The 16,932-nt window shown below is 44.7% G+C and carries 11 protein-coding genes and 3 rRNA genes; 5 read left to right on the forward strand and 9 right to left on the reverse strand.

Going from position 1 to position 16,932, the window contains the following annotated elements; genetic code table 11:
• The first annotated feature begins 270 nt into the window (after positions 1-270).
• Positions 271-1,797 (forward strand): aminotransferase class I/II-fold pyridoxal phosphate-dependent enzyme, encoded by a 1,527-nt coding sequence (locus tag HXT47_RS00065; protein ID WP_421789052.1) that lies wholly within the window; start codon positions 271-273, stop codon positions 1,795-1,797.
• 136 nt (positions 1,798-1,933) lie between these two features.
• On the forward strand, positions 1,934-3,196 hold the full coding sequence (locus HXT47_RS00070; RefSeq protein WP_421789054.1) for an MFS transporter: 1,263 nt from the start codon (positions 1,934-1,936) through the stop codon (positions 3,194-3,196).
• Positions 3,197-3,240: 44 nt separating this feature from the next.
• Here the strand turns inward: HXT47_RS00070 and HXT47_RS00075 are convergent, their stop codons facing one another.
• From HXT47_RS00075 to HXT47_RS00090, 4 genes are read right to left on the reverse strand one after another with little or no spacing between them, the layout of a single operon-like run.
• On the reverse strand, positions 3,241-3,765 hold the full coding sequence (locus HXT47_RS00075) for a hypothetical protein (RefSeq protein WP_421789056.1): 525 nt from the start codon (positions 3,763-3,765) through the stop codon (positions 3,241-3,243).
• Positions 3,766-3,792: 27 nt separating this feature from the next.
• On the reverse strand, positions 3,793-5,004 hold the full coding sequence (locus tag HXT47_RS00080) for an ABC transporter permease (protein WP_421789058.1): 1,212 nt from the start codon (positions 5,002-5,004) through the stop codon (positions 3,793-3,795).
• Complete coding sequence (locus tag HXT47_RS00085; protein ID WP_032842256.1) at positions 4,988-5,698, reverse strand: ABC transporter ATP-binding protein; 711 nt, start codon at positions 5,696-5,698, stop codon at positions 4,988-4,990. The genes HXT47_RS00080 and HXT47_RS00085 overlap by 17 nt, the downstream gene beginning before the upstream one ends.
• On the reverse strand, positions 5,695-6,597 hold the full coding sequence (locus tag HXT47_RS00090; protein ID WP_032842258.1) for an efflux RND transporter periplasmic adaptor subunit: 903 nt from the start codon (positions 6,595-6,597) through the stop codon (positions 5,695-5,697). The genes HXT47_RS00085 and HXT47_RS00090 overlap by 4 nt, the downstream gene beginning before the upstream one ends.
• Before the next feature lie 476 nt (positions 6,598-7,073).
• Between HXT47_RS00090 and HXT47_RS00095 the strand changes: the two genes are divergently transcribed.
• The 3 genes from HXT47_RS00095 to HXT47_RS00105 all read left to right on the forward strand — a co-directional run bounded on the left by HXT47_RS00095 (position 7,074) and on the right by HXT47_RS00105 (position 9,432).
• Positions 7,074-7,745, forward strand: coding sequence for a response regulator transcription factor (locus HXT47_RS00095; RefSeq protein ID WP_064340328.1), 672 nt, complete (start codon positions 7,074-7,076; stop codon positions 7,743-7,745).
• A complete protein-coding gene (locus tag HXT47_RS00100; RefSeq protein ID WP_064340327.1) occupies positions 7,742-8,902 on the forward strand; it encodes a hypothetical protein in 1,161 nt (386 codons plus the stop codon). Before HXT47_RS00095 ends, HXT47_RS00100 begins: the two co-directional genes overlap by 4 nt.
• Before the next feature lie 161 nt (positions 8,903-9,063).
• On the forward strand, positions 9,064-9,432 hold the full coding sequence (locus HXT47_RS00105; protein WP_004104853.1) for a hypothetical protein: 369 nt from the start codon (positions 9,064-9,066) through the stop codon (positions 9,430-9,432).
• 187 nt (positions 9,433-9,619) lie between these two features.
• Here HXT47_RS00105 and HXT47_RS00110 read toward each other — a convergent pair whose 3' ends face one another.
• The 5 genes from HXT47_RS00110 to HXT47_RS00130 form a co-directional block, all read right to left on the reverse strand.
• A complete protein-coding gene (locus tag HXT47_RS00110; RefSeq protein WP_241760333.1) occupies positions 9,620-9,970 on the reverse strand; it encodes an XRE family transcriptional regulator in 351 nt (116 codons plus the stop codon).
• A 21-nt stretch (positions 9,971-9,991) separates the two neighbouring features.
• Positions 9,992-10,711 (reverse strand): nitroreductase family protein, encoded by a 720-nt coding sequence (locus HXT47_RS00115; RefSeq protein WP_004104849.1) that lies wholly within the window; start codon positions 10,709-10,711, stop codon positions 9,992-9,994.
• 397 nt (positions 10,712-11,108) lie between these two features.
• Positions 11,109-11,225 (reverse strand): 5S ribosomal RNA (gene rrf / locus HXT47_RS00120).
• Positions 11,226-11,404: 179 nt separating this feature from the next.
• Positions 11,405-14,464: ribosomal RNA gene (locus tag HXT47_RS00125) — 23S ribosomal RNA — on the reverse strand.
• 375 nt (positions 14,465-14,839) lie between these two features.
• Positions 14,840-16,367 (reverse strand): 16S ribosomal RNA (locus HXT47_RS00130).
• The 16S, 23S and 5S rRNA genes sit together here, the layout of an rRNA operon.
• Between the last annotated feature and the right edge of the window lie 565 nt (positions 16,368-16,932).

A 16,932-nucleotide genomic window follows, 5' to 3' on the forward strand; every position in this document is an offset into this window, starting at 1 on the left:
AATGGCGTAAATCATGCATTATTCCTGAACTTAAGCCACAAAACACGTTCACAAAAGTTCAAAATAAATTCAATTTATTATAATTTAGTTCAATTTTTCTACTATATTTCTACTATTTTTTACTATTTCTCGTCATTTTTTGAAAAATTACTATACAAAATAATTTTTGCGACTAATATTGAGCAAATAGTTCAATTTAATACTTATATTTTGAACTTTGCTATAAACTTGTTCAATTTATAAATGCCAATTTTACAAGAAAGACAGATTATGGCACAGAATTTTGCTGATGAGCTTAAGAAAGCTATGAAGCGCAAAGGGTACAAGCAGATTGACGTAATCGAGCTTGCAGCAAAAAACGGTCATAAGCTTGGCAAAAGCCAGTTAAGCCAGTATTTAAGCGGCAAAACTGAGCCTCGCAAAGACGTGCGTAACATGCTAGCTGAAATTCTTGGAATCAGCAGCGACGGAATCAAAGGCGGTCATTCTTGCGCAAAAGTCGAGCAAAACTGCCAGTCTGCAGAAGAACCACAATTAAATCAGCCACAGCTTACAGAAGCTGAACTTTCCAAAACTCTAAAGCATCGCACATTCAACAAATCCACAAAACTTGAACACGTGCTTTACGACGTTCGCGGTCCTGTTGTTGAAGAAGCAAACCGCATGGAAGCAAACGGAACGCATATTCTAAAGCTAAACATTGGAAATCCTGCGCCTTTTGGCTTCCGCGCTCCAGACGAAGTAATTTACGACATGCAGCAGCAGCTTATTGACTGCGAAGGCTACTCAGATAGTCGCGGACTTTTCTCTGCGCGCAAGGCGATTATGCAATACGATCAGCTTAAGGGCATTCCAGGCGTGCAAATGGAAGATATTTACACCGGAAACGGTGTTTCCGAGCTGATTAACCTTTCTATGCAAGCGTTGCTTGATTGCGGCGACGAGATTCTTATACCAAGCCCAGACTATCCTCTGTGGACCGCGTGCGCGAGCTTGGCTGGCGGCACTCCTGTGCACTACATATGTGACGAAAAGTCGCATTGGTACCCAGATATTGCCGACATTCGCTCTAAAATCACGCCGCGCACTAAAGCAATCGTGATTATTAACCCGAATAATCCTACGGGAGTGCTGTATAGTCGCGAAGTTTTGGAAGAGATTGTTAAGATTGCGCGCGAGTTTAATTTGATTATTTTTGCGGACGAGATCTACGACCGTCTTGTTATGGACGGCAAGAAGCATATTTCGATTGCTTCTCTTGCTCCAGACGTGTTCTGCGTAACTTTCAGCGGACTTTCTAAATCGCATATGATTGCCGGCTTCCGCATTGGTTGGATGAGCCTTTCGGGAGATAAATCCAAAGCTCGCGACTACATTATGGGACTTAACATGCTGTCTAATATGCGATTGTGCTCGAACGTTCCTGCGCAATCGATTATTCAGACTGCTTTGGGCGGATACCAAAGCGTTGAAAAGTACTTGGAGCCAGGCGGACGCGTGTATGAGCAGCGCGAATACTGCTATAACGCGCTTCAGGAGATGGATGGCGTAAGCGTCGAGCGACCGGATGCCGCTTTCTACATGTTTGTAAAACTCGATCCAGACCGCTATAACATTCACGACGACGAACAGTTTGCGCTTGATTTGCTGCGCGATCAGAAGTTGCTGATTGTGCACGGCAAAGGCTTTAATTGGCAGACTCCAGGCTACTTCCGCGTAGTCTACTTGCCGCGCTTGCAAACGCTTCGCGACGCAATGAGCAAACTTTCCAACTTCCTCTCCTACTATCGCCAGTAACAGCAACCCCCACCTATAAACTGCGACAAAACACTCATTTCACTCGCAGTCCAGAAAAAGGTGTATATCAAGAGGCATATATTATTCAGAATATGAAAGACATTCATAACATGAAGAAAGAAAAAAAGAGAAGGAAATGAACGCTGCGGCACGAATTCGCACAACTCTTATTATTGCCGTTTTATCGCTTAATGCCTTTCTTATAACAAGCTGTAGATTTGGCGTAAGCCTATATCTTTTAATACATGTCGACTTATCTCACGCAGCGCTTAACGCGGTATCAGTAGCGCTTATGACCTGCATAGCAGCACCGCTTGGCGGCATTATCGCAGATAAATATCCACCAACTAGATTGTTTATAACTCTAACGTTCTGCTTTGCCTTGCTGTGTACTGGATACGGTTTCGCTTTAGTAGCACAGCATAATCTTATTGCTATTACGGTTACACTACTCGGCATAATATTCGGGTTCTTTACTGCATTTTCTTCGCCTAATCAAAAAGTATTAATGGCATATAGCGCGCCAGCTGGCGAAAAAACCAAATTTTTAGCAAGCATGCGCATGTGGATTAATCTCAGCAGGCTTGCTGCACCTGCTATCACTGGCATATTTGTTGATATATGCAATCCGCTCATTTTCTTTACGAGCATTGCTATTGTGATGATACTAGCGGCGCTACCTCTACTGTTAGTTAATCTAAACCAGCAAGCACAAAATAGCGCAAACAATACGAAGACAGGAAGCAGTAAAACTGCTGGTTTTGCAGCTTCTCTACACTATATGAAATCTACACCATGGTTAATAGTCTTAGGAGTAGTATCAGCATTACAATCTGGATCATGGCTTGCTGCATTCAGACTAATGGGAGCACACCATTGTCTCACACTTTTTCATTCGGCATCCACGTGGGGATCAATAGTCAGCATATTTAACATTGGCATGATTGTAGGTTCGCTATTATGCAAATATATTGTGCTGCATTATGAGATTTTATACTCTATTTTACTACCTGGATTCCTTTCTATTCCTTTACTTATTTTCGCACTTAATAACTGGATTGCTCTTTTTCTTTGCTCTGCTTTCATTGCGGGTATTATTTTTGACGCAACTATTGTCTATGGGCAAACAGCTCTTCTCGACGGCATACCAACACACATTCTCGGCGCAACTACTACTTTTACTTCTATTATGGAGCAATGCGGCATTATCGTAGGGTATGCAAGCGTACTAGCATGGGGAAATCTAAATTCATCATTATTCATAATGATTGCTTCTGGCGTAATACTTGTTTCAACAGGTATAGCCTTATGGATTATTCAAACTCGTAAACAAACATACCCATCAATGCTTACCAAAGATTATTGGACACCATCAACATGGGTAAAAAGAAGCATATAACAAGCTATTTAGTGAGAAAGCACAATAAAGCTATACAAATGCAATTACATCACAGGACAATTAGCTTGCACATCCTGTTGGAATCCTGACGGATCTCCCAGTTTTGCTTTACGCATATGCTCTTTGAAAAAGTTTCGCGTTGCATCATCACAACGGTCTGGACCCATAAACGGCATGCTAGGCACTTTTTCAAGCTCATGCAAAGCTTTACTTGCCGCTTGTTCATCACTAGCATACGTGTCTAACCATTGCCGTTCCCAAGCACACTGATAATAATTAGATGCTTGCGTATCACCATATCCACTCTGGAACTGGCCGTCTTTTTCTTCTCCAACCAAGTTTGCAGGAGCTTTATATTTTTCAGGCCAACTAAGCTTTGCCACAGATTCCTGATATTCCTTCTCTATATGAGCAAAATCAACAATCTCTCTAGGCGAACTATTTTGCGAGCGCGCACCACCCACACCACTCGCATTATTGTTGCCTATTCCTCCACACGCATTAAACATAAGAAGCGCACTAAGCACACCAACAATAAGAGTTGCTTTACCAATAGTATGATTATTCATTATTCCTTCTTTCTTATTTTTTGAAAATTAACGCAATGCTAATGCTGGTTGTAAACGCGATGCTTTTATTGCCGGCACCACACTTCCAGCAAGCGCTGTAATAAAAGCCGCAATAACAGCTCCAATAGCGGCTTCATATGGGTAAACTGGCGGACTAACTGGGCTTGCTACATCCCAAAAACTTGATGCTGTAGACACAAGGCCAAAAGAAACAGCGACAGCAGCAATCGAAACTATCAGCGCTAAAATAATCGCACTGCCTAATACGAGTGAAGCAATCGACCATCTAGTAGCACCCAAAGCTCTGCGTATAAGCAGTTCATGCGTGCGCTGCTCCAACGATGCTAAACCAATATTGATTAAACCTAACGCGGAAACAAAAAGCAATAATACTGCTACGATAGCAAAACTTAATTGCAGTACTGTTATAACATTCTCGTAATCATCACTATTATCATGTCTTCTAATTTCGTTTACTTGTCCACCACAACAGTCGTAAAGAGCGTCTGAAACATAAGATTTAATTGATTTTTGAGAACGATTTTCTTTATTCAACCAGTAGATTGAGCCTTGAGCTTCTTTTCCAGAATATTCCCAAAGAGTTGGAGCGTAACGTAATAATCCTAGAATATTCACGTATACTTTTGCTGAGTCTACGCCATCGTTCACAACTCCAACAATCCTTATAGGACTCATTTGTGTTGTTTTACGAGAAGTAATAAATGCTACTTCACCAATCTTGTATCTTTTGCTAGCAGATTGGTTTACTACCATTTCTAATGCGTTGCTTTTAGCGCTATTACTAAACCATCTTCCACTTACAATAGGTAAGTTATAAACTTTGTTGTATCCTGCCGTAGTGTAAACAGCGTCAACATATTGAAGATTGCCAGTCTTATATTCTTTGCTTATTTTTACACTCTTCGAGGCTGGCATAGAAGCGCTAAACAGTAGTCCAGTGTTTGGTTGTAGCATAACGTTAGCGTTACGGTTTACGGATTCAATGCGATTTAAGAATTTGTTAAATACTGAATATTCGTCAAAATTTTGTGCTGAAAAAGTAATCTCATATGTTGGTCTACGACCGTTTAGCTGTTCATTAGTTGCAATAAGATAGTCCTTACCAACCGTGCCAATAAGCACTGACGCAATAACGGCAATGATGCCTATAAACATTGAAAAACCTGTGAGGAAGGATCTCATAGGAGAAAGGCGCAAATCTTTAAGCAGCATAATCATAAAGAACACCGCCTTCCATAGTAAAAATGTGAGAGCAAGAACGAGCCACTTTCATATCATGAGTGACTAATAGTAATGTTGTTCCAGATTCTTTAACACGATCATGCAACACTTGAAGCACTTTTTCTCCCGTACTACTATCGAGTGCACCAGTTGGCTCGTCACAAATAAGTAATTCGGGATTAGTGACGAGAGCACGCGCTATCGCAACTCTCTGCTGTTCACCGCCTGATAAACTTCCAGGGTATTCGTTGAGTTTATCTTGCAATCCAACAGCACATAATGCTTCTTCTATCGTTTTTCTTCTTGTCTGCTTGCTTTGTTGTAGCCCTGCGTATAAAAGCGGCAACTCAACATTTTCTCTAATGCTTAAATGCTTAATGAGAGAATAGTTTTGGAAAACAAAACCAATATTTCTAGCGCGCATATGCGATACTGTAGTATCACTACACTTTTGGATTGACTTGCCAGAATAATAGTATTTTCCAGTAAAATTTTTATTCAAAAATCCAATAATAGAAATAAGACTCGTTTTGCCAGATCCAGACCTGCCAACTACCGCGTATGTTTCACCTTGATTAAGTAGCATAGACGCAGAGTTGACAGTGGTAAGCCATTCGCCATTGCCTAGTTTTACACGCGCTGACACGTCTTGTAGTTCAACCAGTGGAACAGGATTGTTTCCCATAATCATTGCACTCCTGGAATGAGATCAGGAGAAACACCTGCTACAACATCACCCTCATGCAAACCAGACGTAATCTCAATATTAGCGCCGTCACTTATTCCAAGACCAACTTCTTTACGCTCCCAATTATCGCCTTTTTTGTATGAGACTAAACCTTTTTGAACTCTTCCAGCAACCGCACTAACGGGCAGCGTTAGAACCGATTGTTTATGCTTGCCATTAAAAACAAGCGTCGCATTTTGGCCTGATTCTACTTCTGTGCTTTTATCTATTAAACACGTTAAAACTTTTGACGATACACTAGGTGTACTTTGCGCGCTCGACTCATCTGTTTGAGTCGAATCAGCATTATCATTCTTGCTACTACCCGAGGCTGCAATATCGGTAGAAGTTCCACCGCTTTGTACTATTTGCAAACAATTGGTTGGTCCAACACCGTCTTCAATTTGGAAACGACCTTTAACATCTGTAATATCCGCAGAACGAAGTAAAGCTTTTGCATTAAGGCTTATTGAAAAACCTTCATATTTAAGAGTGAATAGTGAGAAAGATTTAGGCACGTCCGCAGATGATTCAGCTACTGACACAACTTTAGCGTCTACGGGAGCAATAATTTTGTTACCAGCATTGTAGCCTAGAACACTCCCAGCTTTTACAGTACTGCCTGCTTTTACCGATGGAGAAAAATTCCCTCTACTTACAGCAGTGATAACAAAGGTAGACGATTGTTCTATCGCTGCTTTACCCGACACAACTTGTGTTAAAGGCTGTTTTTTGACTGAAACAAGCGGAACTGAATCATGTGATGCCTGCTGTTGACTATCATCAACTGCTCTACCAGAGCATGCAGTAAGCAAACACACTGGCAGAGCAGCAAGCAAGAGTACTTTCATAAATTTACTCATAATACAAATCTCCTTACTCACCAAACTCGTAGACACATAGTATGCGTCGAAACAAGCCTCTCAAACTGATCCAAAATAAATAAAGTGCTTGATAATGTTACAATTGACGCTTTTATAATTGTCACTTTATTGAAGATTTAAGCTTTTGCTTAATAGCCTATAATCGCCGTAAAGAGTTTGCATCAGACTAAATGATGATTTTATTTATGATTCTTGGAGCTTGCGTAATACCAGAGAATGATTTGTTTTGCATAGAGTTTATACACTACTGAGCGACTTCCGTGCGCATAGCCCCCAACCACATTGTGATTAAATCACTAAGCTTTAAGCGAACTTATTCGCTGCGGAGTAACCCCCATAAGCTCCAGTAACTACCTTTATACAATCTGCTTTGTAAAGGTTTTCCTAGACAAGATATTCATCATACAAATTCAAGTACTATTATTACTTAAATAATGCTTTTCTAAAGGAGCAATATGATAGCAAAGCATATTACTGTTGGCATTGTTGATGATGATTGTTTTTGTCTACACGGCCTAAAAACATATATTGAACAGGTTGTTCCGTCCTGCAATATTTGCTGGTTGTCCACGTGCGTCGATCAAGCAATTCAGTTTTGTCAAAATCAATGCCCAGACGTGCTGCTAATTGACATGTATATGTCTGGGGTTTCGGGAATTAAAATATTATACGAATTGCGAAGAAGATACTCACTCCCAATAATAATTGCTATAACTTCATTCCCTATCAACGATTATGCTTTAAAAGCATCAACAGCAGGCGCGCAAGGCATTGTTGGAAAGAACCACCCAGAAACCATTTGCGCCATGCTTAGCAGTATTGCCCATGGCACGTTCAAGCCACAAATAATAGGAGATCTTCATTTTGACGACACGACGACAGCATTTCAGCGTTTGCAAAATAAGCCAAAAAATGGACGCCTTGCTTTAACGAATCATGAGACTGAAATTATAAAGTTGTGCAGTAAAGGCATGACTAATGCGCAAATCGCCAAACGTTTATTTGTTGAAACTTGTACTGTGGAAACTATCCTTCGTCGCGTGTTCAAAAAATTGAATGTGACAAATCGTTCACAACTTATTACTACATGGCTGCATGATGAATATTTAGGAAATGATACACAATGATTATTTTCTTAATGCGTCGTTTACGAGAAAAGCTTATTGACAATAAAACATTTTTACTATTGGGATGTTTGTCAAGCGCAATGGATGCATATATTTACTCGAATAGCGACAATAGCACAATACAACTTGTTATAGTTTACATGATTCTTGCTGCTATAAATCTGTTTCTTTGCTTGCTCCCGCATTTTATGAGCATGTGCTATATTTTTGTACATCTCAGCATTCTTGTTATTCCTAGTCTGAATCTTCCACCAGTAACTTTCGGGCTCATCATATCATTTGTTTTTATTTCGTATTTATATCCGATTCAATTTACACTACCTTTATTCTTAGTAATAGATGCATTACACTACGTTGCATACCGATACTTATCAACTTTGTCTTTCAAGTATCTTATTGCTTACCTTTTAATAAATATATTTTGCGTTTGCACTGGTATTATTTTGCGCATTTCTCACCAAAAAATGGTTCTTTATGAAAAAGATAAGCAAACAATTAATAATCTTCATCTGGCTGTGCGAATGCACGATAGATTAACTAATAAGATTGCAGATATTGCACTACAAAGTAAAATAGCATTACTTGACAAGTCTATTTCTAAAAAACAGCGAAGTGCTATTGAGGCAATAAATGATTTGGCAGATCAGGCTTTTGAAGAAGGACATAATATTATCGACATTCTACGTGGAAATACTGCTAAGCAAGATGCTCGAAGCGAGTTCATCCAGCACATTGAAGATACACTACAAATGAACGACTCAATCAATACATCTTGTGGATTAAAAGGAAGATCCATATGCAATATATCTAGTAACGATATTCCTGAAGACATTAGCAATGAAATCATCTGTGAAGTTATTGAATTAATCGAAGAACTATATTTGAACATGCGAAAATATGCTTCTTTAGTTTATTACATCAGAATTTCGATACGCGAAAAACAAATTGTTATAAAACAGTTCAATGTTCGATTTTTGGGCGGAAAAAGTAAAGATGCAATTCGCTCAGTATCTCAAAAAGGACTTCTGCTTCATCGCGATACCATAAAGCATTTAGGCGGTTCACTCTATTTTCGAGCCTTTGGTAAGTATTGGGAATGTAATGCAGTTATTCCTTTCAAAAATGAACATAACTGTATAGATAGTATGCTTTACTGATTCAGTTTAAAAGATTAATAAATCTTAAGCAGTTTTAGTTAGTAATTATTTGTAAAGGTTTTCATATACAAGATATTGTTTACCTTTTAGCACGCCATTAATTTATAAATTGTCAAAGTTTTATATACACAATTATTTTCTTGTATCAGAAGGAGAAGAATATGAGTAATTTAGAAGATACAAAAGCACAAATTCCATCCGTATTTTGGACAATAGCCAATGGTGTATTTCTTGCTAGCGGAATTGCGCTGATTGTAATGCGTAATGATTATCTATGGGGGGTGCCTCAAATTATCGCTGGATTATTTGGTCTTGCAACCATGTTTCTCATTAAAAAACCGTGGTGCGCGCAGCTATATTTTATCGTATCTTCACTAGCTGTAATAGCAAATGGGCTTATGGAAATATTCGGCATAATCCACGGATCTGGATACGGTTATGTTCCGCTGATTATTGGCATAATCGTGCTTCTATTTATAGGCCTTGACAAGGATGAAAGTTCAAAAGCTCTTGGAATTGCCAAAAAATAAGTAAAAGCATTAGACTGCGATTTTATAACATAAAAAACATATCACAATTTTCAAAGGTCAAGTTGCATCCATGCATCCTACGGCTTGACCTTTACTTATTTATCCGTTATTTATTTGTTTTGCATAGAGTTTATGCGTTACTAAGCGACTTACTTGCGCATAGCCTCAACCACATTGCTTTGAATCACTAAGCTTTAAGCGAACTTATTCGCTGCGGAGTAACCCCCGTAAGCTCTACAACATCACGAACCGTCAAGCCCTGATTCCTTAGTATACGAACCGTTTCACGCATAAGCATAGATGCCTCTTGCTGAGTTTTTATAGCTGCCGATTTTGCATCTAACATGCGCTGAAGCATAAGCTCATCTTGCTCACTAAGTTTCGGAGTTACTTTCACGCCATTGACTTTAACATTTAAAGTTGCAGCAGCATCTTTTACCGTTGCTGCAACCTGATCAAGCCTACGCACTTGAGTAAATAATCCTGGTATTTCTGGCACTTCTATCTGATATTTTCCATAGTACTTTGGATTTTGCAAGATAGACTGGTTTGTGCGAAGTTACTTTTCTTGCGCAAGCTCGATTGGCGGATGCTCCGCGCGGAAAGCATTTACGTGCGCTTCAGACGCATACCCTAACGCAAAACCAGTAATCAGCGCATACTCCGGAGGAATGTCGAATACTTCGTCAAGCGGTGAACGCCATGTAGCAAGAACGCCAAGGGGGCATGAATCTACGCCTTGCTCTTTAGCTGCCAACAGTAACGTTTGTAGCATAATTCCAGCATCCAGCGCAGCAAACGGCAGAAAATCACGACGAACAAGCACAAATCCCATAACTGGCGCACCAAATGCCTGGAAGTTGCGCAAAGTGTGAGCATTTCGAGCAGGAAAATCTTTGCGATCAATATTTAAATGTTTATACAACGCCAACCCTAAACGAGCGCTACGCTCTTTAAGTGATTGTGGATACGGAGCCATTACAGGAAAATCTCCATCCGGCTGGCTCATTTTCTGCGCTATCAGGCGCTCTTCTTCGCTAAGGGTAGCGTCTTTAGTACGAAACATTGCTTTGCATTTTTGCGTATATGCATCAATTAACTGCTGTTTACGTTCCCCTTGAGCAATAGCGAGCATGTAGCCACGCGTATTGGACCAGCTCGGTGATTGTGTAGCTGTTTGCAAAATAGTTTCAAGTATTTTAGAATCGACTGGCTTATTTAGAAAATCACGTGCAGAAAATCGCGACTTTGCGAGTGCTTCAAAAGTTTGTGTAGTCATGCTTTTAGTATATCGCACCGAATACGCACGCAGTGTTCTCTCTCGTGTTTGTGTGACTACCTCCTTGAGTGCTTATAGCGCGAGAGTCCCGGCATTTTTGACCACAAATGCCCGCAGTTTTTCCTCGTGTTTGGAGTGTGTCGGTGTGTGTTGCGCTCCATTTGTGAGACGACACTCGCACTATACGTGCTCGCTACGAAACTCGCGTTGGAAGTCCACTGGACTTCCAACTTAAGCGAGTTTCCGCTCCGAATTGCCTTCGCGCGCTAAATCGCAGCGCTCAGACAGGTCGTCGCGCCCCCGTTTGAAGGATTACAGATAACAGTATACGAAAACGAAAAAACAGTATGCGAATATGAAAAAAGCGGGGAGTAAAAAACTCCCCGCTAGAAAAATAATGCGGCAGCGTGCTAGTCTCCCACACCCTATCGAGTGCAGTACCCTCGCCGTGTCAGGCCTTAGCTTCCGGGTTCGGAATGGGACCGGGCGTCTCACCTGAGCCATGACCACCGCAAAACTAGATTATACACTCAAAACCATTGAGTGGCAACACGTGGCGGTTAGGGAACCGGACATGAACGCGCGTAAAAACTCTTTTATCAACTGATCGTTAAGCAAAACATTCAGTACTCATTAACGCTAGAAGAATAATACTCATAAGGAACTCACCCTCCCCACTAGTAAAAGTGAGGAAGAATGTCACCATCGCCCGTTAGTACTAGTCAGCTCCACCCCTTACAGGGCTTCCACATCTAGCCTATCAACCACGTGTTCTACATGGGGGCTCACACACTAAAGTGCAAGGAATGCTTATCTTGGAGCAGGCTTCCCGCTTAGATGCTTTCAGCGGTTATCCCTTCCGAACGTAGCTAACCGGCAGCGCCACTGGCGTGACGACCGGCATACCAGAGGTTCGTCCACCCAGGTCCTCTCGTACTATGGGCAGGTCTCCTCAACATTCCAACGAGCGCAGAGGATAGAGACCAAACTGTCTCACGACGTTCTGAACCCAGCTCGCGTGCCGCTTTAATCGGCGAACAGCCGAACCCTTGGGACCTGCTCCAGCCCCAGGATGCGACGAGCCGACATCGAGGTGCCAAACCATCCCGTCGATATGGACTCTTGGGAATGATCAGCCTGTTATCCCCGGGGTACCTTTTATCCGTTGAGCGATGCCACGTCCGTACGCCGGCACCGGATCACTATCTCCGACTTTCGTCCCTGCTCGACCCGTCAGTCTCACAGTCAAGCCCGCTTGTGCGATTACACTCAACACCCGATTGCCAACCGGGCTGAGCGGACCATTGAGCGCCTCCGTTACTCTTTAGGAGGCAACCGCCCCAGTTAAACTACCCGCCAGGCACTGTCCCTGACACGGATAACGCGTCGAGGTTAGACGCCAGATATGGAAAGAGCGGTATTTCACCTGTCGACTCCACGCAAGCTAGCGCCCACGCTTCACAGCCTCCCGCCTATGCTACACGATCCACACCTAACGACAATACCAAGGTATAGTAAAGGTCCCGGGGTCTTTTCGTCCTTCTGCGCTTAACGAGCATCTTTACTCGTACTGCAATTTCGCCGGGCTCCTGGCCGAGACAGTGGGGAAGTCGTTACGCCATTCGTGCAGGTCGGAACTTACCCGACAAGGAATTTCGCTACCTTAGGATGGTTATAGTTACCACCGCCGTTTACCGGGGCTTAAATTCACCGCTTCACCGAAGCTAACGGATCCTCTTAACCTTCCGGCACCGGGCAGGCGTCAGAGCGTATACAGCGGCTTACGCCTTCGCACGCTCCTGTGTTTTTGGTAAACAGTCGCTACCCCCTAGCTTGTGCCACCCCCAACAGCTCAACAATGTAAAACCATATCACCATCAGGGGTCTCCCTTATGCCGAAGGCACGGGAGTAATTTGCCGAGTTCCTTGGCCAGGATTCGCCCGATCGCTTCGGTATACTCTACCAGACCACCAGTGTCGGTTTAGGGTACGAGCGGAATCACACCTCACGTTGAAGCTTTTCTTGGCAAGCAGGATCACCGGAATCAGCCTTACAGCCTACCCATCACGCCTCAGCTTAACATCCCCCGGATTTACCTAGGAGACAGCCCACACGCTTAGCCACGGAAAACCACCTCCGCAGCCGGCTACCTACCCGCGTCACTCCCACGCTAACCTACTACCGATACAGTCCCAACACAAACCCATCAACAACCCCGAAAGGCAATCAACAAGAAAATGAAGGTTAGTACTCTCAGATTCAGTTCGAACGGTGTAACACCGGTACGGGAATATCAACCCGTTCATCCATTCGACTACGCCTGTCGGCCTCGCCTTAGGACTCGACTCACCCGGGGACGACGAACGTGGCCCCGGAACCCTTAGTCATTCAGCGGACGGGATTCACACCCGTCTCTCGCTACTCATGTCTGCATTCTCACTCCTGTAAAGTCCACGACAAGTTCACACTGCCGCTTCACCCCATACAGGACGCTCTCCTACCCCGCATGAAACAATCATGCAGCCGCGTCTTCGGTGGCGTGCTTAAGCCCCGCTACATTGTCGGCGCGGAACCACTAGACCAGTGAGCTGTTACGCACTCTTTCAAGGATGGCTGCTTCTGAGCCAACCTCCTGGCTGTCTATGCGACTCCACATCCTTTCCCACTTAGCACGCGCTTCGGGACCTTAGACGACGATCAGGGCTGTTTCCCTTTTGACGACGGAGCTTATCCCCCGCCGACTCACTGCCGTGATAAACCTAACAGGTATTCGGAGTTTGGCTGCTATTGGTACCCGGTATGGGCCCGCAAGCATCCAGTAGCTCTACCCCCTGTAAGCAATAACACGACGCTGCACCTAAATGCATTTCGGAGAGAACCAGCTATCACGGAATTTGATTGGCCTTTCACCCCTAACCCCAAGTCATCCCCCCAGTTTTCAACCTAGGTGGGTTCGGTCCTCCACACGGTCTTACCCGCGCTTCAACCTGCTCAGGGCTAGATCATCCCGCTTCGGGTCCAGGACATGCGACTCAAACGCCTTTTAAAACTCGCTTTCGCTACGGCTCCCCCACCCGGGTTAGCCTCGCCACATACCACTGACTCGCAGACTCATTTTTCGATAGGCACGCCGTCACCCCACAAAGAAGGCTCCGACGGATTGTAAGCGCACGGTTTCAGGAACTATTTCACTCCCCTCCCGGGGTGCTTTTCACCTTTCCCTCACGGTACTAGTACACTATCGGTCAGACAGGAATACTTAGGCTTACCCAACGGTCTGGGCAGATTCACGCGGGATTCCACGAGTCCCGCGCTACTTGGGAATAAACATAAAGAGACATCGCACGACAAGCTACGGGGCCATCACCCTCTACGGCTGGGAATTCAATCCCATTCACCTAGCACGACATTTTATCACTCTCCTCAACCCCGTCAGAGGCTGAACAGTCCATCCCACGACCCCGAATGCGCAACACCTGACGGCTATCACACGCACCCGGTTTAGCCTGATCCGCTTTCGCTCGCCACTACTCACGGAGTATCCTTTCCTGCAGGTACTGAGATGTTTCACTTCCCTGCGTACCCCCCACAAAAACTGTGGTGACCACTCATAACAGTGGCCGGGTCTCCCCATTCGGAAATCCTCGGATCAAAGCCCACTCGGCAGCTCCCCGAGGCATATCGCAGCCCGTCACGTCCTTCATCGGTCCTGTCTACCAAGGCATCCACCATACGCCCTTACCAGTGACAAACACTAAAGTAAGAACCCATCAGCAAAATTCTCTAGACAAAAAATCATCACACTAAACGATCACAAAACGATCAAGCGACTCCAACAAAAGGAGCCGGTTGAAATTGATAAAAGCAAAAAAATCGAAACCAAAAAAGTCTCGCATTTTACTCGCGTCCACTATCCAGTTCTCAAACCACCACAACACCACAAAACCAGCATCAACACTCAAAAAGCATCAACCTGAAATCCTGTGAGTCAAGGACCGCAACCCCAAAACAAGGGGGGGTGGCAATCCGGGAACCCAAAAGCATGCCCAACAAACTCATATAAACGTTAACCACTGTTTTCCACACCAGTAACCACACTCAACCGAGCGTGCACAAAAACTCCGTAGAAAGGAGGTGATCCAGCCGCACCTTCCGGTACGGCTACCTTGTTACGACTTAGTCCCAATCACGAGCCTCACCTTAGACGGCTCCATCCCAAAAGGGTTAGGCCACCGGCTTCGGGTGCTGCCCACTTTCATGACTTGACGGGCGGTGTGTACAAGGCCCGGGAACGCATTCACCGCGACGTTGCTGATTCGCGATTACTAGCGACTCCGCCTTCACGTAGTCGAGTTGCAGACTACGATCCGAACTGAGACCGGTTTTAAGGGATCCGCTCCATGTCACCATGTCGCATCCCGTTGTACCGGCCATTGTAGCATGCGTGAAGCCCTGGACGTAAGGGGCATGATGATCTGACGTCATCCCCACCTTCCTCCGAGTTAACCCCGGCGGTCCCCCGTGAGTTCCCGGCATAACCCGCTGGCAACACAGGGCGAGGGTTGCGCTCGTTGCGGGACTTAACCCAACATCTCACGACACGAGCTGACGACGACCATGCACCACCTGTGAACCTGCCCCGAAGGGAAACCACATCTCTGCAGTCGACAGGCACATGTCAAGCCCAGGTAAGGTTCTTCGCGTTGCATCGAATTAATCCGCATGCTCCGCCGCTTGTGCGGGCCCCCGTCAATTTCTTTGAGTTTTAGCCTTGCGGCCGTACTCCCCAGGCGGGACGCTTAACGCGTTAGCTCCGACACGGAACCCGTGGAATGGGCCCCACATCCAGCGTCCACCGTTTACGGCGTGGACTACCAGGGTATCTAATCCTGTTCGCTCCCCACGCTTTCGCTTCTCAGCGTCAGTAACAGCCCAGAGACCTGCCTTCGCCATTGGTGTTCTTCCCGATATCTACACATTCCACCGTTACACCGGGAATTCCAGTCTCCCCTACTGCACTCTAGCCCGCCCGTACCCGGCGCAGACCCACCGTTAAGCGATGGGCTTTCACACCAGACGCGACGAACCGCCTACAAGCTCTTTACGCCCAATAATTCCGGATAACGCTTGCGCCCTACGTATTACCGCGGCTGCTGGCACGTAGTTAGCCGGCGCTTATTCGAAAGGTACACTCACCCAAAAGGCTTGCTCCCAATCAAAAGCGGTTTACAACCCGAAGGCCTTCATCCCGCACGCGGCGTCGCTGCGTCAGGGTTTCCCCCATTGCGCAATATTCCCCACTGCTGCCTCCCGTAGGAGTCTGGGCCGTATCTCAGTCCCAATGTGGCCGTCCGCCCTCTCAGACCGGCTACCCGTCGAAGCCTAGGTGGGCCATTACCCCGCCTACAAGCTGATAGGACGCGACCCCATCCCATGCCACTAAACACTTTCCCAACAAGACATGCGTCAAGTTGGAGCATCCAGCATTACCACCCGTTTCCAAGAGCTATTCTGGAGCATGGGGCAGGTTGGTCACGCATTACTCACCCGTTCGCCACTCTCACCAGTCAGCAAGCTGACTAGATCCCGTTCGACTTGCATGTGTTAAGCACGCCGCCAGCGTTCATCCTGAGCCAGAATCGAACCCTCCACGAAAAACTTCAATGAAGAGCCAACAAAAGGCTCCAATATTAAAAAGAAAAAGACGAGACATTCTTTAAGGAAAGAACATCCCAACAAAAAACCTCACCACCATTTAACCATCTCTCAGGCACCCTGCAATCTGCAAGGCAGGCAATGAACTGGCAATAATTAACTAATAAGTAGTACAGACACGCTCTTGAGTTCTCAAACCACCACCACACCAGCCGGCCCATCAACCTCAACCGAGGAGAACCAGCCGCGCTGAGCAGCAAGAGATAAACTTACACCAACCCACGCTAAAACGCAAACCCACCAAAAACAAACACCCCAAAACCATTGAAAACAAGCCAAAACACCGGCGTGTCGAAAATCGCAAAAAAGCACCCAAAAACCAACACAAAACCAGGAACAATAATCAAAACCAACAAAAAATAATCAAAAATAGCCCCAAAAACCTCAAAATCGGGAGTGTCGCGCACCCACACATTAAGAAAAACAACAACAAATACGCAATTAATACGGAATCAACGCGAAAAATACACAATAAAAGCAGAAAAAGATGAGATATACGATTAGA

This window comes from Gardnerella sp. DNF01205 (genome assembly GCF_049244135.1).
In the GTDB taxonomy this organism is placed as follows: domain Bacteria; phylum Actinomycetota; class Actinomycetes; order Actinomycetales; family Bifidobacteriaceae; genus Bifidobacterium; species Bifidobacterium leopoldii.